This is a genomic window from Micromonospora sp. DT15 (assembly GCF_049841475.1).
Lineage (GTDB): Bacteria > Actinomycetota > Actinomycetes > Mycobacteriales > Micromonosporaceae > Micromonospora.
Map to the genome: position 1 here is coordinate 25572 of NZ_JBNCKJ010000008.1, position 21502 is coordinate 47073.

Genomic DNA, 21502 nt, shown 5'->3' on the forward strand with positions numbered 1-21502 from the left:
CGCCCGGTCGGGTATGCCGCTGCCGTGGCGGGTAACCGTCGCGTGACCTCGAAAGGGAACGCCCAGAGCCACCGCACGGGGGAGTGCAGCGCACATGGGTGTAGGAAGCGGCATTTTTCTCATCGCGATCGGCGCGATCCTGACCTTCGCGCTGAGAGCCAACGTCTGGTGGATCGACGTACGCGCGGTCGGCTGGGTGTTCATCCTGGCCGGGCTGGCCGTACTGCTGACCACTGTCTGGTTCTGGCAGGACCGGCGCAAGCGGGCTCGAACCCTCATCGTGGAGGAGAACCGGCTGTCTCATCCGACGGCGATGATGCCGCCACCGCCGGACCCGCCGCCACCAACCGCGCCGCCGTCCTGATCCCGGCACAACGCGTACCCCTGAGCCACCCGTCGGATCGGCGGGTGGCTCCGTCGCGTGCGGTGTGCCGAGCCGTGAGCGGCGCTCCCGCCCTGCTCAACTCCGCCCAGCCCAACGGGCAGCGGTGCACCGCCAGCTCGGCGGTGCGCAGACCCTCGTCGGTAACTCCCTCGGGGTCGAGGAGCGCGGATAGCAGCGAGATGCCCGGATTGTGGGCAATGAGCAAGGCTGTGCGGGCCGCCGGGTCCACAGTGCGGACCAGCGACAACAACTCCTCCGGGTGCGCGTCGTACGCACCCGGCTCATAACGGACGGTCGGGCGAGGACCGGTCGGGCCACCCTCCGGCGGTGAACCGGTCATCCCCATCGCCACCCCGTGCCAGGTCTGGCGGGTGCGTCGGGCCGTCGAGCAGATCACCACGTCGGGCAGCAGCCCCTGGTGCGCCAACCAGGCCCCAGCCGCAGCCGCGTCGGCGTTCCCGCGTGCGCTCAACGGCCGCTCCGCGTCGTCCGCCGCGTCGTTGCCCTGCTCGGCCTTCGCATGCCGCAGCAACACCAGTGTCCGTGTGTCGGGGTCGGCGTCCGTCATGCCCCCAGCTTGCCCGATTGGCGATCTCCGTGCCTGGGTAAGTCGATGGATGCCGCACCCCTACCGACGGCCGCGGCGCGACGTACGCCAGGTTAGAGCCGAGGAGCGAGACATGGGCATTGGTGGCAGCATCTTCTTGATCGCGTTGGGCGCGATCTTCGCGTTCGCAGTGGAGGCCGACCTGGGTTGGCTGGACCTGGCCGTGGTCGGCTGGGTGCTGATGCTCGCCGGCGTCGCCGGCCTGCTCGCCACCCTCTACTTCTGGAACAGCCGCCGCCGCCCGGTAGTGGCCGCGCCGGTTCGCGAGGAGCGCGTCGTGGCCGACCGGGTCGTGCCGGTCCAGGACAACCAGGTCGTGCAGGAGTACCGCGAGGTGCGTCGGCCGGGCCGACCGGTCTGATCCTCGCCCACACACTCCGGGGTCCCGCAGCGTCGCGGGGCCCCGGCTCGCGTGTGTGCCCCGGCTCGCGTGTGTGCCCCGGCTCGCGTGTGCGCCCCGGCTCGCGTGTGCGCGACGGGACCGCCAGCACCCCGCTACCCGGCCAAGATCCGCACACTTTCGGGGAAGCTGCTGCCTGAGGGCGTGTCGAGACAGCAGTTTCCCTGAAGATGTGCGGATCTTGAGGTGCGGGCCTGATCCCGGAGGCGGTGATCGGGCGAAGATCGTGCTCGATCCAGGATGTAGTGCCTTCGAATGCGAGCGAGGCCACTACATCCTTGATCGAGCACGATCATGGCGGCGGCAGTCGCCATGCGTTGCGGCCGAGCAGCGTTGCCGGGACCAGGAGGCCGGGCGGGGTTCGGGGCCGGGCGGGGTTCGGGCCGGGATGTGCGGCCTGGACCACCCGCGTCTCGGCCGTTTCGGGCCGTGCCCCTGGGTCCTGGCGGTTGGGTCAGGCGAACAGCGCGAAGTAGATCGCGATGTGGTGACACAGCGCCGCCAGCAGGGTGCAGGCGTGGAAGAACTCGTGGTGGCCGAAGACGGTCGGCCACGGGTTGGGCCGGCGCAACGCGTAGAAGACCGCGCCGACGCTGTAGATCGCGCCGCCGACGATCAGCAGCACCAGCGCCGCGACGCCGCCCCCGTGCAGGATCTCCGGGAGCATTGCCACCGCCACCCAGCCCAGCGCCAGGTAGAGCGGCGCGGACACCCAGCGTGGCGCGTGCGGCCAGACCACCTTGACCGCAACGCCGGCCAGCGCGCCACCCCAGACCAGGGCCAGCATCACGGTGGCTGGCCGGGGCGCGAGCAGCATCGCGCAGAGCGGTGTGTACGTGCCGGCGATGAACACGAAGATCATCGAGTGGTCCATCCGGCGCATCACCTGGTAGCCGCGCTCCGACCACACGCGGCGGTGGTACAGCGCGCTCGTGCCGAAGAGCCCGCAGACCGTCAGGCTGTAGATGAGGCAGCTCACCAGGGGTGCCCACCCGGGCCGGGTGGCGGCGATCGAGCAGAGCACGATGCCGCAGACCAGGGCGACGAAGAAGGCGTACGTGTGCAGCCAGCCGCGCATCCGGGGCTTACCGATGTCGACCGGCTTCAGGCGAAGCGGGGCGGAGGTGGTCACCCAGTCAGGTTACGGCACCGTAGGTTACTTGTAAGTAGTGGCGTTGGTGACACCCGGCACCGTCAACGTGAACACCGGATCGGCACGGCATCGGCGAGGATGAGCGGATGCGGATCCGACAGGTCGGGGCGCACGCCCTACTACTCGACTGCGCCGCCCCCGCCGACACCCCCGAAGCTGTGGCCGACATCCCGGAGGCCGCCCTTGTCGAGGCGTGGCGGGCCGAGCTGTGGCGGCGTCGGGAGCGGGGCGACCTGATCGCCGTGGAGATCGTGCCGGCGGCCCGGACCGTGCTACTCGACGGCCTGCCCGACCCGGCCACCACGACCGAGCAGCTGACCCGTTGGGCACCCGCCGTCACCGCCGCGATCACCCGCCCACACCAAGCCAAACCCAGGGCCAATCCCAAAGTCGCCGCCCAAGCCCACGCCGCCCAAGCCCACGCCGCCCACGCCCACGCCGCCCACGCCCACGCCGCCCACGCCGCCGACGCCGATGCCCGCGCCGCCCGCGCCCGCGAAGCCGCCGCCCACGCCCGCGCCGACGAAGCCGACGCCCGCGCCGCCTACGCCAAAGCCCTCGCCGCCGCCGACATCGAACCTGGTGCCGGAGCGGACAACGACGCCCGGGCCCGAGGCGCAGCCGAACTCCGTGACGCCACAGCCGAAGACGGGGCCGACGAGGCGGCTGACGTGTTCGTGCCGGTCACCTTCGACGGGCCGGACCTGGCGGCGGTGGCGGAACACTGGGGCGTGGACGTGCCGGCAGTGCGGCACAAACTGACCAGTACGCGGTTCCGGGTCGCTTTCTGCGGATTCGCCCCCGGATTCCCCTACCTGACCGGGCTGCCCGCCGAGTTGGCGCTGCCCCGGCTGGCCACGCCCCGTCCCCGGGTGCCGGCCGGCTCGGTCGCGTTGGCGGGCCCGTACGCCGGCATCTACCCGGGCGCTTCCCCGGGCGGCTGGCTGCTGGTCGGTCGGACCGACCTGGTGCTGTTCGACGTGGCTGCGGACCCGCCGGCCCGACTCGGTCCGGGCACCACGGTGCGGATGGTGGCGGCGTGAGGGTCCCGGCCGCCATCGAGGTGATCCGCGCCGGTGCGCTCACCACTGTGCAGGACCTGGGCCGGCCCGGCTGGGCGCACCTGGGCGTACCCCGGTCCGGCGCCCTCGACCCGGGTGCCCTGCGGTTGGCCAACCGGCTGGTCGGCAATCCGGAGCACGCGGCCGGCCTGGAGATCACCCTGACCGGCTGCACAGTGCGGTTGACCCGGGCTGCCACGGTGGCGGTCACCGGCACCGAGGTTCCCGTCCAGGCGGGTGTCCGGCCCGGTGACACGGGACGCCCGCTCAGCGTGCCGGCCGGGACGGTGCTGCGGATCGGTCCCGCCCGGCGGGGCGTACGGAGTTGGCTGGCTGTGGCGGGCGGCATCGACGTGTCACCGGTGCTCGGTAGCCGGTCCACCGACACCCTCTCCGGGCTCGGCCCGCCTCGGCTACGGGACGGTGACCTGCTGCCGCTCGGTGATCCGGTCGGCACCCCGGCACCGGTGGACCTGACCGTGTGCCCCACGCCGCCTGGAGAGCTGCACCTGACGCTGGGTCCCGGTCCTCGCGAGGACTGGTTCACGCCGACCGCGTTCGACCGGCTCTTCGGCAGCGCGTACACCGTCAGCCCGGTGAGCAACCGGGTCGGTGCGCGGCTCGCCGGCGCGGCGCTGCCCCGCGCGGTGGCCGGCGAACTCCCCAGCGAGGGCATCGTGCTCGGGGCGGTGCAGGTGCCGGCGGACGGACAACCCCTGATCTTCCTCGCGGACCATCCGACCACCGGTGGATACCCCGTCATCGGGGTGGTCACCGACGTGACCCCGCTCGCGCAGGCCCGGCCAGGTACTACCGTCAGATTCCATGGACCTCAACGCTGACCTGGGCGAGGGATTCGGCATCTGGCGACTCGGTGACGACGAGGCGCTGCTGAGCCTCGTGACCTCCGCCAACGTCGCCTGCGGCTTTCACGGCGGCGACCCGTCGACGATGCGGCGGGTCTGCGAGGGCGCTGCGCGACGCGGGGTCGCGGTGGGCGCGCAGGTCGGCTACCGGGACCTGGCCGGCTTCGGCCGGCGGCACATCGCGTACGACTTCGCCGAGCTGCGCGACGAGGTGACCTACCAGTTGGGGGCGCTGGACGCGTTCTGCCGGTTGTTCCGCACCCGGGTCCGCTACCTGAAGCCGCACGGTGCGCTCTACCACGCGGCCAGCACCGACGAGTCCCAGGCGGCGGCGGTGGTCGCCGCCGTCAGCGGTTACGACCAGGAGCTGCCCGTACTCTGCCTTCCCGGCTCGACGCTCGCCCAACTCGCCGTGGGCGCCGGCCTGCCGGTGGTTGCCGAGGCGTTCGCCGACCGCGCCTACCTGCCCAACGGGGCGCTGGTGCCGCGCGGCACGCCCGGCGCGGTGATCACCGACCCCGAGCAGATCGCCGAACGGGCGGCGCGGATGGCCACCGAACGCAGCGTGGTGGCTGTCGACGGCACTGTCATCCCCTGCTCGGTCGACTCGATCTGTGTGCACGGCGACACCCCGGGCGCGGTCTCCGCCGCCGAGCTCGTCCGCGCCAGCCTGATCGACGCCGACATCACACTGGCCCCGTTCGCCTGACCGGAGGGGCCCAGCTGGGCCCCTCCGAATCGCGTCAGGCGTCGAGGCCGCGAAGCACCAGCGGCAGCCGGGTCACGGCCCCGTCGACCACCCGGACCGGTACGCCCCAGTCCTGCCGGGTCAGGTGGCACGCCGCGTGCTCGACGTCCGCGTCACAGGTCGCCGCCTGCGCTGTCACCTGGAGCACCCCCGCGGTGACCTCACCGTTGAGCACCAGCCGGCGGGACAGCTCGGTGCCCGTGCCGGCACCGTCCACCAGCAGTTCCGGCGGGGACGCGGAGACCACCAGCCGGGTCGACGGCCCGTACGTCTCGTCCAGCTTCTGCCCCGGCGCCGGGGTGAAGACGATGTCCAGGGTGACCTCGCCGGCGGCGACGTCGGTCGGCTTGCGCTCGGTGCGGTGCCGTGGCCCGTCCACAGTGCTGGCACCCGCCGCCGACAGGGCACCGGGGGCGAGCCGGGTCAACCGGTGTGCGGCGGACTCCACCACCAGCACCTCACCGGACGGGGTGAGCACCAGGTCGCTCGGCTCCGCCAACCCGTCGGCGACGGTGGAGACCTGGTTGCTGGCCGGGTCGAAGCGGCGCACCGCACCGTTGTACGTGTCCGCGATCAGCACCGAGCCGTCCGGCAGCGCGCACACGCCCAGCGGGTGCTGGAGCAGCGCCGACTCCGCCGGGCCGTCCACGTGCCCGAAGTCGAACAGGCCCTGCCCGACGGCGGTGCCCAGCACACCGTTCTCGACGTACCGGATCGAGCTGGTCTCGCTGTCGGCCACCCAGAGCCGGGTGCCGTCGGCGGAGGTGGAGAGCCCCGACGGCTGGGCCATCCACGCCTCGGCCAGCGGGCCGTCGCGCAACGCCTCCACTGTGGTGCCGGCGTACATGCCGGCGGTCCGCTTGATCGGGTCGAACCACCAGAGCTGGTGGATGCCGGCCATCGCAATGATCAGCTTGTCGTCGTACCAGGCCAGGTCCCACGGCGACGAGAGGTCGACGGCGAACGCGTCGTGGGCGTGGTCGTCGACCTCAGCGCGCCACTGCCGCCCACTGCCGGCAACGGTGACCACCTCGCCGGACTCCAGCCGTACGCCGCGCAGCAGGTGGTTGACGGTGTCGGCCACCACCAGGTCGTAGCCGGCCACCTCAGCGACGTGCGTGGGCAGCACGCACACGCCCTGCGGCTCGGAGAACGTCGCCGCCGCAGCCGGGCCGTCCACCCGGCCGCGCTCGCCCGAGCCGATCCGACGCACCGGCGTCTCGCCGTCCGGGTCGACCTCGACCAAAGAATGTCGGGCCGAGTCCGAGACCAGCAGGTTGCCGTTGGGCAGCAGCACCGCCTTACCCGGGAAGCGCAGCGCCGTCTCCGGTGCCGGCGGCGGGACGTACGGGCCGTTCCCCCGGTGCAGGGTGCCCTTGGCCTCGTGGGTGGTGATCAACTCGTCGATCAGTCGGGCCAGCCCCTCGGCGTGCCCCTCGCCGGCCATGGTGGCCACCACGTAACCCTCGGGGTCGATCACCGACAGGGTCGGCCAGGCCCGGGCCGCGTACTGCTGCCACATGTCCATCTCGGGATCGTCGAGTACGGGGTGGTGCACCCCGTACCGCTCCACTGCGGCGGCGAGCGCGTCGGCGTCCTTCTCGTGCTCGAACTTCGGCGAGTGCACGCCGATGACGACGAGCACGTCGCCGTACTTCTCCTCCAGCGGGCGCAGCTCATCGAGCACGTGCAGGCAGTTGATACAGCAGAACGTCCAAAAATCCGCGATTACGATCTTGCCGCGAAGGTCGGCGAGCTTGAGGTCGCGTCCACCGGTGTTCAGCCAGCCCCGACCGCGCAGTTCGGGAGCCCGTACTCGTGCGCTCATGCACCCATCGTGCCTGACCACCGGCCCGCGCCCGGCCGGAGGGGGCGAGATTCGGTACCACCTGCGGGTACGACGACGGCGGGGTCACGGTTGCCCGTGACCCCGCCGTCGGTGCGGCTACTTCGCGGCCGGCTTCAGGCAGAGCACCCGGTTGGCACCCTCACCCGGCAACACCACGTGGGGCTGCGTCGTGTCGGTGCACTTTTCCTTGGCGTCCACCTTCGAGACGATCGTGAACGCGCCCGCCTCGCCGCAGTCCGCCGCCGAGGCGCCGGCCTGCCCGGACTGCTTCACGCAGGTGCCAACCGCCGGGTCGAAGGCCGGTGTGTCGTTCCCACCGACCTTGCCGAGCAGAAGCAGCAGGCCGAGCGGCACCGCCAGGATGAGCATCGCGGCGATCAGCACCGCGGCCAGCACCCGGCCGTTGCGGACCTTCGGCGTCGGGGGCTCCACCTTCGGCTCGTCGACGGCGTCCGGCTTGAACGCGTCGAACCGGCCCTGGTCCGACTGGCCGGCCTCCTGGCCCCAGGACGACGCGGGCTGCGGCGGTGGCGGGAACGACGGCGGGAAACCGCCGCCCGGCACCGACTCGGTCGCCGGCCCGCCGTAGCCCGGCGCGCCGGAGCCCGGGCCGCCGAAGTTCGGCGCACCGAAGGTCGCCGTTCCGTTCGGGGTGCCGGCGGCAGGCGCCCCGGGGCCGCCAAACTGGTCCGCCGGCGCCTCGGCACCGGAGTGCGGGCGGGTGCCGTTCACCGGCCTGTTGTTGCCCGGGGCGTCGACGAAGGACGGCACACCGGGCGGGAACGCCGGCGGCGCCTCGTTGAACGCGTTCGGTGCGGGCTGCCGGTCGTCGAAGCGCGGATCGGCCGACGGCTCGCCGCCCCAGCCGGGCCCAGCCTGACGCTGCGCGTCGTTCTGCCAGTCGGGTGCGGGCTGCTGCCGCTGCGCGTCGTTCTGCCAGTCGGGAGCGATCTGCCGCTGCTCCTCGTGCTGCCAGTCGGGCGTCGCCTGTCGTGGCGCGTCGTTCTGCCACTCCGGAGCACCCTGACGGTCGGCGCCCGGGTCGCCCTGGAACGCCTCCGGCTCCGGCTCGGCCTCCGGCTCCGGTCGTGCCGGACGGCCGTACACCCGGGGTTGCGGGTTGGCCGTGCCGGTCGGTCGGATGGCCTGGTCGGTCGGAGGCATGACCCGGCTCGCCAGCGGCACCGAGGCGCTCGCCGTGGCCCGGGCCGCCGCGCCGGCTGCCGACTCGGCGTCCGACACCGGTACGACCGCGCGGCCCGCTCCGGACTCGGGCGAGGTGCGCGGGGCGGGTACCACCGCGCCGCTCGCGGAGACGTCCTCGGGGCGGCCACCGTACTGCGCGGCAGCGTCCGGGGTCTCCCGCTCGGCGTAGGCGGGCTGCTCGGGGATCGGAGCGAACTGGGCCTGGGGTGCGTAGTCGGACGGCGGGACGGCAGCCAGGCTGGCACCCGGGACGCGCTGCTCCTGCGGGGGAAGCGGCACCGCGTTCGCCGGCGAGATGCCCGGCGCGGGCCCGGGCTGGTAGGCCGGTGCCTCGTCGCCGCGGTCAGCCTCCCAGCCTCCACGGGACTGGGCGGAAGCTTCGGCCTCCGCGCGACCCCACACCTCACCGGGGGCCCACGGCTCGGCCTCCGGCACGCCGCCGGAGTTGCCCTGGGCGGCGTTGTCCGGGCCGGCGGCCCAGTTGGGCGCGCCGCCGCTGGTGGGCACGCTGGCGCTGGCACGGGCGGGGAGGTTGCTCGGCTCCGCCGGGGTCCACCCTGTCTGCTCCGGCCGCTCGGTCGGCTGCTCCGGTTGGGAGAGCACCCAGTCGGGCTGCTGTGGACGGCCCTCGGCCTCGGCCCAGGCGGCCGGCTGCGCGGGCTGGTCCTGCCGCGCGTCGTTGCCGCCGTTCCACGACGCGGGCTGCGCCTGCGCCTGCTGCTGCGCGGCCCACCCGCCGGAGTTGGCCGGATCGTCCTGCGCGGGCCAGTTCGTCGTCGGGGCCGGGACCTGGGCGGCGCCACGGGCCTGGCTCGGCTGGGCGGCCTGACCCCAGCCGGGGGCGGGCTGCTCGGTCGCTTCGGCGGGCTGGCCCCAGGCCGGTGGCGACTGCTCCGCCGGCGTCCACACCGGCTGGTCGTCGCGGGCGGGGCCGGCGGCGGGCCAGCCGCCATTGCCGGTGGCCTGCTCCTGCTGGGCGCCGCCGGACCAGCCGGCGGCCTGCGGTGCGTCGGATTGCGGGGATTCGGTCGCCCGCCAGTCGGCTGCGGGCGGGTTGGCCTGCGCCGCGCCGCCCCAGCCGCTGGCCGGGTCCTCCTGGGCGGGCCAGGCGGCGGTGGCCGGGGGAACCTGCGCGGCGCCCCGTGCGGCTGGCTGGGCCTGCACCCAGTCCGGCTGCTCAGCGGGGGCGTTCGGGGTCCAGGTCGGTGCGGGTGCGCTCTGCTCGGCGGGCGTCCAACCCTGCTGCTGCGCGGCCCAGGGTTCGGGCTGTGCCGGGGTCGGCGCGCCGTCGTTGCCGGACCATGCGCCGGGCTGCTGCTGCGGCGGCTCGCTCGCGCCACCACCGGCGGCCCAGGCGGGCTGCGCCGGGTCGTTGGGCTGCGCGGCGGCACCCCAGGCGGGGGCCGGCGGCTGCTCAGGCTGGGTCGCCCATGCCGGCGCCGACGGGTTCGGTCGCGTCGGGGGCGGGGGTGCCCAGCCCAGGTCGGGGCCGGCGGCGTTCTGGCCGTTGTCCGGCTGCGCCGGGCGGTCGCCGTACGGCGCCGGTCCGCCGGCGCCCGGTGACACCTCGTCCGGCTCCTGGCCGGGTCGGTGCGGGCCCTCGGACGTCATGGGTGCGCCTCCTCCATCACATGTCGGCTCGCCGGTGCCGATCGGTCTCCTCGGCGTGGCTGCCGGCGTCACCGGCGTACCGCTGTGCCGGCTCCCCGCACGGTATCGGGTGGTGGCACGAACCGTCCAAGGAGCACTGCTCGTCACTCACCGTGGCCGGTTGATGTCGAGCAGTTCCTGACGGCTCGGCCTCTGCCGGGTCGGCGGGCGGCGACCGAAGCCCACCGTACCGGGCGCTGCGGCAGGGCGGAATCCCGGTGGTGGTGTCTGGAAAACGCCGATGGCCCACCCGGTGGGCCGGGTGGGCCATCGATCTGGAGGAGGTGAGGAATGTAGTGGAGCGTCAGCTCATGTGACGCTGGGCGATGACGAGGATTTCCTCGCGAACCGCCGGCGAGTTCGCCGAGCGCAGCGCGTGCTCGATGGCACGGGCGCGGCGGGTCGCGTCGCGGTGGTTGCGGATTCGCTCGATCATGCTGCTCATTGGTGGGTCCCCCTAGCTATTCGGTTGTCAGCCCCTGATGCATCTATTCAACAGCAGGAGCCGGCGAAATTCCATCGATTATTAGGTGAGCTGAGACACCTGCCTAACAATCAAAGGTCAACAGGCCAGTTGGCCGACGGTTCCTTCGCTCAACGGACACGGCCGGTGTGCCGGGCGTTAACCCGTGGCACACCGGCCGTGGCTGGCGTTCTGAAACGATCAGGTCCAGGCGAGCAGCGCCGCCTCCGGATCCGTGAGGAAGTCGCCGACGTCCCGCAGGAACTTCGAGCCCAGCTCACCGTCGATGATCCGGTGGTCGAAGCTCAGCCCCAGCGTGGTGACCTGGCGAACCTTGACCTTGCCCTTGTGCACCCAGGGCATCTCCCGCACCGCGCCGAAGGCCAGGATCGCGGACTCACCCGGCGGCAGGATCGGTGTGCCGGTGTCCACCCCGAACACGCCGACGTTGGTGATGGTCAGGGTGCCGCCGGACATGGCCGCCGGCGAGGTGCGGCCGGACTTCGCCGTCTGCACCAGGTCGGTCAGCGCGTCCGCCAACTCCCGCAGCGAGAGGCGGCCGGCGTCCTTGACGTTGGGCACGATCAGACCGCGCTCGGTGGCCGCCGCGATGCCGAGGTTGACGTACTCCTTGACCACGATCTCGTCGCCCGCCCAGGTCGAGTTGACCATCGGGTGCCGTTGCACCGCCAGCAGCACCGCCTTCGCCACCAGCAGCAGCGGCGAGACCCGTACGTCGCGCCACTCCCGCCGGCCGCGCAGCCGGTCCAGTGCCTTCATCGCCCGGGTCACGTCGACGGTCAGGAACTCCGTCACGTGCGGGGCGGTGAACGCCGAGCGGGACATGTTCTCGGCGGTCAGCTTGCGGACGCCCTTGACCGGGATGCGCTGCTCCCGGTCCGCGCCGAAGCTGGGCGCCGTCGTCGCCGCGATCGGCTCGGCAACGACGACGCTCGCACCGCTCGCCGCCTGCTGCACGTCCTCCCGGGTGATCGAGCCGAGCGGCCCCGACCCGGTCAACGTGCCGAGGTCGACCCCGAGATCCTTGGCGAGCTTGCGCACCGGCGGCTTGGCCAGCACGGCTCCCCCGCTCGCCCCACCGCGTCGATCATGGACTTGTGGTGCCGGAATCGTGGGAGTCGGGGCCGGTTTGTGACCCACCACAACTCCATGATCGACCCCCGCGGGGGCGGCGGGCGCCGGGACCGCGCCCTTGCGGGGGCGGCGCTTCGCGGCGGTCGTACGCGGCCCGTAACCGACCAGCACCGCCGTCCGCCCGCCCGGGGCCGCACCGCCGATCAGACCGGGTTCGATCATGCCCTCGGCCGGTGCCACCTCCACCGCCGCCAGCGAGGCCGCCGACGGGGTGGGCAGGTCACCGCTGGGCGTGGCAGTGGTCGACAGCGCCTCCAGCGGCCCGGCACCCGGGTCGGTGTCGATCGCGATGATCGGCGTACCGACCTCGACCGTGGTGCCCTCCGGGTGGTGGATCGCCTGGACCTGGCCGGCCCACTTCGCCGGGATCTCCACGGCCGCCTTCGCCGTCTCCACCTCGACGATCGGCTGGTTCAGCTCGATGGTGTCGCCGACCTTGACCAGCCAGGCCAGGATCTCGCCCTCGGTCAGCCCCTCGCCCAGGTCGGGCAGGTTGAACGTCTTGATCCGGGACATGTCGCTCACCAGCCGAAGGTGCGGTCGACGGCGTCGAGCACCCGATCGAGGTCGGGCAGGTACTCCTCCTCCACCCGGGCGGCCGGGTAGGGGGTGTCGAAGCCGGTCACCCGCAGCACTGGCGACTCCAGGGAGTAGAAGCACTCCTCGGTGATCCGGGCGGCCAACTCGGCGCCAAGGCCGATGTTGGACGGCGCCTCGTGCACCACGACCACACGGCCGGTGCGCTTCACCGACTCGTACGCCGCGGTCAGATCCAGCGGCGAGAGCGAGCGCAGGTCGATGACCTCCAGCTCCCGGCCGTCCTCGGCGGCGGCGGTCGCCGCCTCCAGGCAGGTCCGCACCATCGGACCGTAGGCCAGCACGGTGACGTCGGTGCCGGGCCGCACGACCCGGGCCGAGTGCAGGGGGTACGCGTCGGACAGAGGCGCGTCCAGGTCGACCTGGCCCTTCTCCCAGTAGCGCCGCTTGGGCTCCAGGAAGACGATCGGGTCGTCCGAGGCGATGGCCTGCTGGATCATCACGTACGCGTCCTGCGGGTTGGAGCAGGTCACCACCTTCAGGCCGGCGGTGTGCGCGAAGTACGCCTCCGGCGACTCGGAGTGGTGCTCGACCGCGCCGATGCCGCCGCCGAACGGGATCCGGATCACCATGGGGATGCTGAGCTTGCCGCCCGAGCGGTAGTGCATCTTCGCCACCTGCGACACGATCTGGTCGTACGCGGGGTAGACGAAGCCGTCGAACTGGATCTCGCAGACGGGCCGGTAGCCGCGGATGGCCAGACCGACAGCGGTGCCGATGATGCCGGACTCGGCCAACGGGGTGTCGATCACCCGCTGGTCGCCGAAGTCCTTCTGCAGACCGTCGGTGATCCGGAAGACGCCGCCGAGCTTGCCGACGTCCTCGCCCATGATGATGACCTTGGGGTCGTTCTCCAGGGCGCGGCGCAGACCGGTGTTGAGGGCCTTTCCGATGGTGAGCGTCTCCGTGGCCATCAGTGGGCGCTCCCCTCGAACGACTCCATGTAGCGGCTGAACTTCGCGCGCTGCTCGTCGAGCAGCGGAGACCCGTTGGGGTAGACGTTGTCGAACATCGTCACCGGTTCCGGGTTCGGCATCTCGAGCACCCGCTCACGCAGGTGCACCGACTCGCGGCGCGCCTGCTCGTCGACCTCGGCGAAGAAGCCCGCGTCGGCGATCTGCTGCTTCTCCAGGAAGGCCTTGACCCGGGCGATCGGGTCCTTGGCCTGCCACGCCTCGACCTCGCTGGCGATGCGGTAGCGGGTCGGGTCGTCGGAGGTGGTGTGCGCGCCCATCCGGTAGGTGTACGCCTCGATCAGGCTCGGGCCCTGCCCGAGGCGGGCGTTGTCCAGCGCGGTGCGGGTGACCGCGTACGTGGCGAGCACGTCGTTGCCGTCCACCCGTACGCCGGGGAAGCCGAAGCCGGCGGCACGCTGGTAGAGGGGCACGCGGGTCTGCCGCTCCAGCGGCTCGGAGATGGCGTACTGGTTGTTCTGGCAGAAGAAGACCAGCGGCGCGTTGAACACGCTGGCCCAGACGAATGCCTCGTTCACGTCGCCCTGGCTGGTGGCGCCGTCACCGAAGTAGGCGATCGCCGCCTCGCCGTCGTCGGTGCCGGTCTTGCCGTCGATGGTGATGCCCATCGCGTAGCCGGTCGCGTGCAGGGTCTGCGCCCCGATGACGATCGTGTACATGTTGAACTTGAACTCGTTCGGGTCCCAGCCGCCCTGGTCGACGCCGCGGAACAGGCCGAGCGGCATGATCGGGTCGATGCCCCGGCAGTAGAGGACGCCGTGCTCCCGGTAGGTCGGGAAGGCCATGTCCTGGGTGCGCAGCGCCCGCCCGGAGCCGACCTGGGCGGCTTCCTGGCCGAGCAGGCTGGCCCACAGGCCCAGCTCGCCCTGACGCTGGAGAGCGGTCGCCTCGGCGTCCAGCTTCCGGACCAGCACCAGGTCGCGGTAGAGACCGCGGTATTCCTCGTCGGTGAAGTCGACGCGGTACTCGGTGCCGTCCGGCCCGATGGCGCTGTCGATCCGCTCGCCTTCGGGGGTGAGTAGCTGCACCAGCGCGGGGTCGCCGGCCGCGCCCTTCCTGGAGCGGGGTGCAGCCCGCCTGCTGCGGGTGGTGCCCCCGGGGTCGCCCTTTGCCATCGGTGTCTCCCTGTCGTGTCTGCGTCGGCACCGGGGGGTCACCCGGCCGCGCAACTCGTGCGCCTGCCCGGCTGCTGCCGGGCCGGTTCCTGGCGGCCGCGCCTAGCCCCGGTGGGGGTTGCCGCACGGCGTGATCCGGGGTCTGGCCGAACCCGGATCGGGAGCGCCGGCGCTCAACCGCGCCTGCCGCGAGGGTGCGCGGAGGTCACGGCTGCGTTGCCGTCGTGCTCCATATTCGCAGAGCAGGTGAGCGCGCCCACAGTACGCCTGCCTCCGCAATCCGACTGCCCATGCTTTGACGCCGTTTGTCGCCATCATGCCGGCCGGCGTTTCCCATGCGTTGCGGCACGATTCGTCACCGTTCGGGCAGCACTGCGTGTCGACACGCAGTGGAGGTTGGCTTACCCACTGTGACTGCGTCAGGCTGATTCCCCCAGGATCGCGCCTATCGGGTCATTTGTCGGGTTTTACCCTACGGCGGCGTCCATCCATGTCCTCCAACGGCCGACGACTAGGGGTGTGCGGTGTACGAGCCAGGTGACGGTCCCGGCACACCAGCGCTTGGTCGGCACCGGTCGGCTGGCGGCTATCGCCGGGTGGTCGGTGTCCACCGGGCCCCCGGCGCCGGTGGCACCTCCCGCGGTTACCTGCTCACCGTCGCGCTGCTGGCCGGCACGGCGTCGATGCCCATCCTCGCCGCGATCAGCGCGGGCTCGGCCACCCCGGGCAGCAGCGCCCTACCGGACAGCAGCACCCCGTTCATGCCGACCCCGTCCGTCGGGCCGGTGGTGATCCCCATGCCGATGACCAGCCAACCGGCGCTTCCCCCGCTCGGCACACCCAGCGTCGGCCCGACCAGCGGCTGGCTGCCGGCCGCGCCGTCGCATGCACGGGGAGGGCCTGCCGCTGCCGATCCCGGGCCCGCCCGGTGGACGACCGCCCCGCCGGTGGCACCGAGACCCACGCGGAGCACCTCGCCGCCGGTACCCCCGCCCGTCGCTCCGCCACCGCCGACCCACCCGGACCCGACCGATCCGCCAGACCCGACCGATCCACCGGACCCGACCGATCCACCGGACCCGACCGATCCACCGGACCCGACCGACTCGCCGGACCCGGAGCCGACCGATCCGCCAGACCCGACCGACTCGGCGGACCCGGACCCCACCGACTCGCCGGGCCCTTCCAGCTCGGCCGATCCCGATCCGACCCCGACCCTGACGGTGGACCCGACACCCACGCCGACCGACGACGCGACAGCGACCGCCGTGCCGACCAGCACCCGGTCCGTCCCGGCCCCCACACCCACGCCGCCCGCGGTACCGACCCGCCGACCCGGCCCAGTGATCCCGTCGCCGTCGGTCGTCGCCCCGACGCCCAGCGTCAGCCCGGCGCCACTGGCCGGACCGACATACCCTGCGGTCTCGCCGACGGTACGGTGACGATCAGGCGCGACCCGTCCGGCGACGGCGGCGCTCGGCGGTAGGCGCGTACCGGAGGGGGTGGCGTGGGCGGCGGTGCGGAACCCCGCCCGGTCGTCACCCGGCCCGGCCCCGGGCTGCGGATCGCCCGGCTGGTCACCGAGGTGACCGCCCCGGCGGTACTCGTGTCGCTGCTGATCATCACGGTGAGCTGGCGCAGCGCCAGCCGCCCCGGCCAGGGCCTCGTCTGGGGTCTGCTCGCCACTCTCTTCGTCACCGGCATTCCGTTCGCCTACATCGTCGGCGGGGTACGCCGGGGCCGGCTCACCGACCACCACGTCGGCCGCCGGGAGCAGCGCCGGGCACCGCTGCTGGTCGGCCTCGGTTCGGTCGCGGCAGGGCTCGCCCTGCTCGCCGTGCTCGGCGCGCCCCGCCCGCTGCTGGCGCTGGCGGTGTCCGGCCTCGTCGGCCTCGTCGTCGCCGTGTCGGTAAGCCACTGGTGGAAGATGTCGATCCACTCGGCGGTGGCCGCCGGGACGCTGGTCATCCTGATGCTGACCTTCGGGACCCGGCTGGTCGTCGCCGCACCGCTGCTGGCGGTGGTCGGCTGGTCCCGGGTACGGCTGAAGGACCACACGCTGGCACAGGTGCTGGCCGGAGGTGCGCTCGGCGCCCTGATCGCCGCGGTGATCTTCGGTTCGCTGCGCTAGCCCGACCCGGAACCTGCGGCGCTGGCCGGGCCCAGGACCCGCTGCGCTGGCTCGACCCACGGCGGGCTGGCTGGCCGGGCCCGGGAGGGCGATGCCGGCCGGGCCGAGGGCGGGCGGCGCGGAGCCGCCCACCCTCGGACGCCGTCAGGCGCCGTCGTCGGCGAGGCGGTGGCGGTTCGCCTCGATCCACGCGTCCAGCGCGGCCGGGTCGTCCGGGTCCACCCCGTCGGCCATCAGCTGCGCCACCGCGGCGGTGGCCGCACTGCGCCGCTCACCGGTCGAGTAGAGGCGGGCGAACTCCGGCACCATCTCCTCGATCGCCTCGTCGGTGCGCGTCGTCGCCGCCTCGGGCAGCCCGCGCTGGCGCGACGCGTACCGCGCCCAGGCCCGCAGCACCCGGGGGAGCATCGCCGCGTCGTCCATGTCGAGCACGGCCCGGCGGTGCACCCAGTCCAGCAGGAAGAGCCCGGACACCGCCGGACTCCAGCGCATCGGATCGGCGTCCGGGAAGCTCGCCGAGTGGTCCAGCAGCAGGCTCAGGCAGAAGTGCAGCGAGGCCAACTCCGGGCCGTCGACGGCGTCCAGCCCGAAGCGGGCGGCCTCCGGCGCGGCGAGGAACCGCCGGACCAGGTCGGTGCGTTCGGCCGCGGAGAGCGGCTCGACCTCCGCCGGACCGGTCGGGTCGGCAGCGGTGGGCAGCATCGCCAGCCGGGCCCCGACCAACGCCCGGTCGGTGGCGAGCGACCCTTCGCCGGGCAACTCGCCCAGGTCGTCGGTAACCGCGAGATGGCGAGCCACCTCGCCCCGGAACCGGGCTGGATCCTCGGTACGGAACCAGGTCAGCTCGTCGTCGGCGCACATCTGCCGGACCTGGTCCAGGATCCGTTCGGCCGGCCCGCCCACGAAGATGTCCTTGGTGATCCCGATGTTGTGGTCCACCAGGGCCACCAGCGCGTGCTCCGAACCGCCGGACTCGTCGTCGTAGGCGAAGGTCGCGAGGTAGGAGGTCTGGTCCCCGTACACGTCGCCGTACGCCCAGGTGCCGGTGAGGTGCACCCGGCCGAGCTGGGCCGTCCAGGTGGGCGCCTGGCTGCCCGGGCGCACCCGATCGGCGCCCTCGGCGGTCGGAACGAGGGTGGCGAAGACCTGCCGGATGGTGGTCGCCGCCGCGACCCTGCGGCGGGCGGTGGCGGCGAGGAAGCCGGTGACGAACTCCCGTACGGCGGCGTCGCGGTCGGTCTCCGCGATGGCGTAGACACTGCCCAGCAGGGCGCTGCCGAGCATCTCGGCGTCGAGGGCGGACTCCAGCTTGGTCACGTCGCGTGCGGCGTGCAGCACCGCGTCGTAGGGGGTCTGAGGCGTGGCCATGCTCCGACCCTACGCCGCCCGGGGCGTACGCAGAGCGGTAGCGAGCCGTGCGGAGCGTCAGCGGCGTGCGGCGTCCCGCAGCGCGTCGCGTGCCTGGGCGTACGAGCCGAGCACGGTCCGTACCGGTGTCAGTACGTACTCGTCGCCCACCTGGGCGACCCGCGCCGTCAGCCGCTGGTCGGCGCGGGCCCGGGCGCGCCGGGCGGCCAGGCGCACCACCGGCCGGGTCAGCGCCGCCACCAGCAGCCCGGCCAGCAGGCCGCCGAGCAGCAGGACGGTCGGCAGCGGCACCTGGCCGACCATCGGGTTGTCCAGCGCGGGCAGGCCGAGCGCCCGCAGCGCGTAGCCGAGCACCAACCAGCCCAGCCCGACCACGGCGGCGAGCGTGACCAACCACTGCACACCGCCGACGAGCCGCCACCACAGCGGGCGGCGGTCGAGGCCGAGGTCGGTGCCGGCGATCGTGCGATCCAGGGCGTCCGGCAGGTCGCCGAGGCGGGACCGGGCGGCGGAGGTCACCGCGCCGGGCCAGGCCGCGGGCAGGTCGGTGGCGGCCCGGTCGGCCACCGCGCGGATGGCGAGGCCGAGCGCCGAACGCTGGGCGGCCGTCGGGTCCGGTACCGAGGTGGCCGCCACCAGGCTCTCCGCCGGGTCGGCCTGGTCACCGGCCGGGCCGGGCAGGTGCAGCCGACGCAGCGGGTCGGGCCGCAACCGCCGCCAGCCCCGGACCACGGGCCAGCCGGTGGCCGCGCCGGCCCGGTGCCGGTACGCCCGCTCCACGGCCTCGGTCACCGCCGGCACCCCGGCGGCCCCGGCCAGAGCCCGGTTCAGCCCGTTGACGGAGGTGTCGTCCGGCCCGCCCGCCGGCCGGGCCGAACCGACCAGCTCGTCCAGGCCGGCGACGACCGTGTCGACGTCACCCGCGAGCCGGCGCAACGCGGCCTGCCGCTCGGCGACCGTGCGCTCCAGCGCGTTGCGCAGCCCGACCATTCCGGCCGGATCAATGGCGGTGGTGGCAAGCAGGGGCACCCCGGTCAGCCCGTCCGTGTCGAGCAGCCGACGCAGGTCCTCCAGGACCCGGGGCACCTCGGCCGGGGGCAGCCGGTCGGCCTGGTTGAGCACGACCAGGGTGACCTCGCGGTGCCTGTGGAACTCGCGCAGGTAGCTGTCGTGGATGACCCGGTCGGCGTACTTCTGTGGGTCGACGACCCAGACCACCTGGTCGACAAGGCCCAGGAGTCGGTCCACCTCGAGCCGGTGCGATCGCTGCACCGAGTCGAAGTCGGGCAGGTCGAGCAGGATCAGCCCGTGCAGGGCCGTCTCGTCGTCCGCGTCCAGGGCGCTCTCCCGGACGAAGCGGTGTCGGGGCAGTACGCCGATCCAGTCGAGCAGATGGTTGGCGCCCTCCAGCGGCCCCCACACGCAGGCGTGGGTGACGCCGGTGGTCGGCCGGCGCACCCCGACCGGCGAGAGTTCCAGTTGGGCCAACGCGTTGAAGAGGCTGGACTTGCCGCTGCCCGTGGCACCGGCAAGGGCGACCACCGTGTGGTCCCGGGACAGCGCGAGCCGGGTGCCGGCCCGCTCGACAAGGGTGTGCGCGGGCACCAGGTCGGCGTCCGGCAGCAGACCGTCCACGGCGGTCAGGAACCGGCGTACCGCGTCCAGGCGGGCGATCAGCGCGTCGGCGTCGACCCGCGGGTCCCCGCGGAACACCTCGCGTACCCGGCCGGCGATGTTGCTCACCGGGAGCCCTCCTCGTCGGCGGCGGACAGGCCGCTGCGGTGCCGGGCCAGCTCGACCCGGCCGGCGGCCCGGCGCAGCCCGTCGCCGGCGTCCGCGGCGGGGCGGGCGTCGGCGGTGCGGCTCAGAAAACGGTCGGCCTCCGCGTCGAGCAGCGTCCGCACCCGGCCCAGCAGGTCGGTGCGGGCCTTGGCGGCGAGGGTACGCACCGCCTGGTCGCCGAAGATCGCCTGGAGGACGGCCTGCGCGGCGACAGTGGTGCCGGCACCGGTGGCCAGTTCCAGCCCGGTCGGGATGAACGCGGTGGAGGCGAAGACGGCGATCATCACGGCCAGACCGGTGGCATTCACCGCGTACGCGGCGGTGCGGGCCACGAACCGCTTGTCACCGCCCTCGACCCGGACCAGTTCCAGCACTCCGCGCTGCCAGTCCCGGACCATGCGCTCGGCGCGTTCGGGTAGGTCGTCGCTCGGGTGGGCGAGCGCCGGGTCGAGCAGCCCGGCGCCGGCCGGGTGTGCCTTCCACCCGGTGTACGCGGACTCGGCAGCCTCCGAGGCCACCCCGCGCAGCAGCGTCACCAGTTGGGACTCGATGGCGTTGCGCAGCTCGGCGGCGGGTGCCGGCCGACCGGTGACGGCGGCGACTACCCGGTCCCGGAGGCGGCCGATCCGTGCCTCCAGCGTGCGGAACAGCTCGCCGGTGCCGACGAACTCCTGCCAGCGGGCGAGCACCTCACCCCGGAGCAGCCGGCCGTCCTGGAGCCCCTGCTCGACGGTGCGCTCGGCACCCCGGTACGCGGCCCGGACCCGTTCGTCCAGCCCGTCGGCGGCGGCGAGCTGCTCGTCGGCGGCGTCGGCCAGATCCTCCACCGAGGGGTGGAGTGCGGCCAGCGCCCCGTCGAGGGTCTGGCGGACCACCGCCGCCCGGGCGTCCGCGTCGGCGGCCAACCGGGCGAACCAGTCGGCAAGGGGGGCGGTGACTCCCTCGGGGAGCAGCCCCTGACCGTCGACCCAGGTCTCGGGCAGCACGAACAGCGGCGCCCGGCCGAGGTCCTGCTCGGCGAGCATCTCGGTCAGGTGCGCGGCGATCTCGTCGGTGGCCTCGGCGGGCACCCGGTCCAGCACCATGGCGATCACGGCGCCGCGCGCCCGGGCGCTGCGCAGCAGCTCCCACGGCACCGCGTCCGCGTACCGGGCGGCGGTGGTGACGAAGAGCCACAGGTCGGCGGCGGCCAGCAGTTGGGTGGCGAGTGCCCGGTTGGCGTCGACGACCGAGTCGATGTCGGGCGCGTCGAGGAAGGCCAGCCCGGCGGGCAGGGCCGGGGCGGTGACGAGGTGCAGGGCGCGCGGATCGTCGCTCGGCTCGGTGGTGCGGGTCAGACCGGGCAGGAGCTCTCCCTGCCGAAACCAGGCCGCGTCGGACGGGTTGCAGACCAGCACCGGGGAGCGGGTGGTCGGCCGGAGCACGCCGGCGGCGCTGACCCGGGCCTTGACCAGGCTGTTGACCAGGGTCGACTTGCCCGCGCCGGTGGAGCCGCCGACCACCACGAGCAGTGGGGCGTCCAGCCGGGCGAGCCGAGGCAGCAGGTAGTCGTCGAGTTGGTCGGTGAGTGCGGTGGCGGTGTGCCGGGCGGGGCCGGCGGAGGGCAGCGCGAGGGGATAGCGGGTCGCGCCGATCGCCTCCCGGAGGCCCGACAGCGCGCTGGGGAGGCTGTCGTCCCCGGTGGTGGCGGGGAGCTCCTCCGCGGCGGCCGGCGGGTCGGTGCGGGCTGCGACGGCGGGCGCACCGGAACGGGTGGCGGGATCGCCGTGCGTCGTCACCGCTAAAGCGTGCCCGACCGATGCAAGGGAAGACAACCGGACGGTAATAACGGCTGGGTTGCGTCGGGTTGACTCAAGTCACCTTGACGATTGGCCAACGCGTGGCACTATTGAGTCAAGTTCACTCAACTTGTGGTGGGGCCCGCTGCGGGCGGTGCTCGCCAGCAGCCCACGGGCGATGCCCGTCACCTGCACAACCTTACGAAGCGAGGAA

17 protein-coding genes and 1 pseudogene are annotated in these 21502 nt (G+C 73.4%); 6 read left to right on the forward strand and 12 right to left on the reverse strand.

Going from position 1 to position 21502, the window contains the following annotated elements; all coding sequences use genetic code 11:
- Positions 1-94: 94 nt before the first annotated feature.
- Positions 95-364: a DUF6458 family protein gene (locus ACLQ3F_RS18580; RefSeq protein WP_030487564.1), complete on the forward strand. Its 270-nt coding sequence runs from the start codon at positions 95-97 to the stop codon at positions 362-364.
- Between the two features lie 55 nt (positions 365-419).
- Here the strand turns inward: ACLQ3F_RS18580 and ACLQ3F_RS18585 are convergent.
- Positions 420-953, reverse strand: a pseudogene (locus tag ACLQ3F_RS18585) (SixA phosphatase family protein); the annotation flags it as partial.
- 112 nt (positions 954-1065) lie between these two features.
- On the opposite strand from ACLQ3F_RS18585, the gene ACLQ3F_RS18590 reads away from it, so the two are divergent.
- The gene (locus ACLQ3F_RS18590) at positions 1066-1353 is read left to right on the forward strand and encodes a DUF6458 family protein (RefSeq protein WP_350854835.1); all 288 of its coding nucleotides are present in this window, start codon (positions 1066-1068) and stop codon (positions 1351-1353) included.
- 493 nt (positions 1354-1846) lie between these two features.
- Here the strand turns inward: ACLQ3F_RS18590 and trhA are convergent, their stop codons facing one another.
- Positions 1847-2524, reverse strand: coding sequence for a PAQR family membrane homeostasis protein TrhA (trhA, locus tag ACLQ3F_RS18595; protein WP_355004642.1), 678 nt, complete (start codon positions 2522-2524; stop codon positions 1847-1849).
- Between the two features lie 368 nt (positions 2525-2892).
- On the opposite strand from trhA, the gene ACLQ3F_RS18600 reads away from it, so the two are divergent.
- The 3 genes from ACLQ3F_RS18600 to ACLQ3F_RS18610 are packed head-to-tail and all read left to right on the forward strand — an operon-like array spanning position 2893 to position 5181.
- The gene (locus ACLQ3F_RS18600; protein ID WP_425850731.1) at positions 2893-3588 is read left to right on the forward strand and encodes a 5-oxoprolinase subunit B family protein; all 696 of its coding nucleotides are present in this window, start codon (positions 2893-2895) and stop codon (positions 3586-3588) included.
- The gene (locus tag ACLQ3F_RS18605; RefSeq protein ID WP_425850732.1) at positions 3486-4448 is read left to right on the forward strand and encodes a biotin-dependent carboxyltransferase family protein; all 963 of its coding nucleotides are present in this window, start codon (positions 3486-3488) and stop codon (positions 4446-4448) included. Before ACLQ3F_RS18600 ends, ACLQ3F_RS18605 begins: the two co-directional genes overlap by 103 nt.
- Positions 4432-5181, forward strand: a complete 750-nt coding sequence (locus ACLQ3F_RS18610) for a LamB/YcsF family protein (RefSeq protein ID WP_425850366.1) — start codon at positions 4432-4434, stop codon at positions 5179-5181. The genes ACLQ3F_RS18605 and ACLQ3F_RS18610 overlap by 17 nt, the downstream gene beginning before the upstream one ends.
- A gap of 34 nt (positions 5182-5215) precedes the next feature.
- On the opposite strand, the gene ACLQ3F_RS18615 is transcribed toward ACLQ3F_RS18610, so the two are convergent.
- The 7 genes from ACLQ3F_RS18615 to ACLQ3F_RS18645 all read right to left on the reverse strand — a co-directional run bounded on the left by ACLQ3F_RS18615 (position 5216) and on the right by ACLQ3F_RS18645 (position 15193).
- Positions 5216-7048, reverse strand: coding sequence for an NHL domain-containing thioredoxin family protein (locus ACLQ3F_RS18615; protein ID WP_425850368.1), 1833 nt, complete (start codon positions 7046-7048; stop codon positions 5216-5218).
- Between the two features lie 117 nt (positions 7049-7165).
- Entirely contained in the window at positions 7166-9886 is a 2721-nt protein-coding gene (locus tag ACLQ3F_RS18620) for an LppU/SCO3897 family protein (RefSeq protein WP_425850369.1), read from the reverse strand.
- Positions 9887-10229: 343 nt separating this feature from the next.
- Positions 10230-10370: a hypothetical protein gene (locus ACLQ3F_RS18625; RefSeq protein WP_355004647.1), complete on the reverse strand. Its 141-nt coding sequence runs from the start codon at positions 10368-10370 to the stop codon at positions 10230-10232.
- Positions 10371-10589: 219 nt separating this feature from the next.
- On the reverse strand, positions 10590-12068 hold the full coding sequence (locus ACLQ3F_RS18630) for a dihydrolipoamide acetyltransferase family protein (RefSeq protein ID WP_425850372.1): 1479 nt from the start codon (positions 12066-12068) through the stop codon (positions 10590-10592).
- Entirely contained in the window at positions 12065-13054 is a 990-nt protein-coding gene (locus ACLQ3F_RS18635) for an alpha-ketoacid dehydrogenase subunit beta (RefSeq protein ID WP_355004649.1), read from the reverse strand. The genes ACLQ3F_RS18630 and ACLQ3F_RS18635 overlap by 4 nt, the downstream gene beginning before the upstream one ends.
- Positions 13054-14229 (reverse strand): pyruvate dehydrogenase (acetyl-transferring) E1 component subunit alpha, encoded by a 1176-nt coding sequence (pdhA, locus tag ACLQ3F_RS18640; RefSeq protein WP_355004650.1) that lies wholly within the window; start codon positions 14227-14229, stop codon positions 13054-13056. The genes ACLQ3F_RS18635 and pdhA overlap by 1 nt, the downstream gene beginning before the upstream one ends.
- A gap of 643 nt (positions 14230-14872) precedes the next feature.
- The gene (locus ACLQ3F_RS18645) at positions 14873-15193 is read right to left on the reverse strand and encodes a hypothetical protein (RefSeq protein ID WP_425850375.1); all 321 of its coding nucleotides are present in this window, start codon (positions 15191-15193) and stop codon (positions 14873-14875) included.
- 543 nt (positions 15194-15736) lie between these two features.
- Between ACLQ3F_RS18645 and ACLQ3F_RS18650 the strand changes: the two genes are divergently transcribed.
- Positions 15737-16360, forward strand: coding sequence for a phosphatase PAP2 family protein (locus ACLQ3F_RS18650; RefSeq protein WP_425850377.1), 624 nt, complete (start codon positions 15737-15739; stop codon positions 16358-16360).
- 144 nt (positions 16361-16504) lie between these two features.
- On the opposite strand, the gene ACLQ3F_RS18655 is transcribed toward ACLQ3F_RS18650, so the two are convergent.
- From ACLQ3F_RS18655 to ACLQ3F_RS18665, 3 genes are read right to left on the reverse strand one after another with little or no spacing between them, the layout of a single operon-like run.
- A complete protein-coding gene (locus ACLQ3F_RS18655; protein ID WP_357204877.1) occupies positions 16505-17728 on the reverse strand; it encodes a hypothetical protein in 1224 nt (407 codons plus the stop codon).
- Between the two features lie 57 nt (positions 17729-17785).
- Positions 17786-19471 carry a GTPase gene (locus ACLQ3F_RS18660; protein ID WP_425850380.1) on the reverse strand — a complete coding sequence of 562 codons (1686 nt, stop codon included), beginning with the start codon at positions 19469-19471 and terminating at the stop codon, positions 17786-17788.
- Complete coding sequence (locus tag ACLQ3F_RS18665) at positions 19468-21288, reverse strand: ABC transporter (RefSeq protein ID WP_425850381.1); 1821 nt, start codon at positions 21286-21288, stop codon at positions 19468-19470. The genes ACLQ3F_RS18660 and ACLQ3F_RS18665 overlap by 4 nt, the downstream gene beginning before the upstream one ends.
- Between the last annotated feature and the right edge of the window lie 214 nt (positions 21289-21502).

Excerpts from the sequence above, each read along its gene's own strand:
- ACLQ3F_RS18580 (WP_030487564.1), top strand. The coding sequence starts at position 95 with ATGGGTGTAGGAAGCGGCATTTTTCTCATCGCGATCGGCGCGATCCTG.
- ACLQ3F_RS18590 (WP_350854835.1), top strand. The coding sequence starts at position 1,066 with ATGGGCATTGGTGGCAGCATCTTCTTGATCGCGTTGGGCGCGATCTTC.
- ACLQ3F_RS18610 (WP_425850366.1), top strand. The coding sequence starts at position 4,432 with ATGGACCTCAACGCTGACCTGGGCGAGGGATTCGGCATCTGGCGACTC.
- ACLQ3F_RS18615 (WP_425850368.1), bottom strand. The coding sequence starts at position 7,048 with ATGAGCGCACGAGTACGGGCTCCCGAACTGCGCGGTCGGGGCTGGCTG.
- ACLQ3F_RS18620 (WP_425850369.1), bottom strand. The coding sequence starts at position 9,886 with ATGACGTCCGAGGGCCCGCACCGACCCGGCCAGGAGCCGGACGAGGTG.
- ACLQ3F_RS18625 (WP_355004647.1), bottom strand. The coding sequence starts at position 10,370 with ATGAGCAGCATGATCGAGCGAATCCGCAACCACCGCGACGCGACCCGC.
- ACLQ3F_RS18635 (WP_355004649.1), bottom strand. The coding sequence starts at position 13,054 with ATGGCCACGGAGACGCTCACCATCGGAAAGGCCCTCAACACCGGTCTG.
- pdhA (WP_355004650.1), bottom strand. The coding sequence starts at position 14,229 with ATGGCAAAGGGCGACCCCGGGGGCACCACCCGCAGCAGGCGGGCTGCA.
- ACLQ3F_RS18655 (WP_357204877.1), bottom strand. The coding sequence starts at position 17,728 with ATGGCCACGCCTCAGACCCCCTACGACGCGGTGCTGCACGCCGCACGC.